Source organism: Mesorhizobium sp. M8A.F.Ca.ET.161.01.1.1 (assembly GCF_004792105.1).
Lineage (GTDB): Bacteria > Pseudomonadota > Alphaproteobacteria > Rhizobiales > Rhizobiaceae > Mesorhizobium.
The window spans coordinates 1-318 of sequence record NZ_SRTD01000326.1 but is presented as its reverse complement, the minus strand read 5'-3'; the positions used below and the strand labels follow the sequence as shown (position 1 = coordinate 318).

The 318-nt window shown below is 62.9% G+C and carries 1 pseudogene; it reads right to left on the bottom strand.

From position 1 onward, the window contains the following. A pseudogene (locus EN804_RS35925) lies at nt 1-316 on the bottom strand (Na/Pi cotransporter family protein); the annotation flags it as partial. Nucleotides 317-318 lie beyond the last annotated feature (2 nt).

Below are 318 nucleotides of genomic sequence, written 5' to 3'. Positions count from 1 at the left end.
CGAGAGCGACAATCCACGCCGTCATGGCAGTTCCGACATTGGCGCCGAGCAGGACGATTTGCGCCATGGCCGGCGCGATGAGGTCCTTCTCGACGAAAGAGGCGACCATCAGCGCGGTGGCAGTGGAACTCTGCAAGGCGATTGTCGCCACGAGACCAGCGAAGAAGGAGCGATACCGGCCGCGCGTGCCGGCGGCCAGACCGATGCGGAGCCTCGCACCAAAGGCGCGTGACATGCCATCCTTTATCTGCGCAAGCCCGAAAAGCAGCAAAGCCACGGCGCCGAACAGGTTGATGCCGACAACGACCGATTCCATTC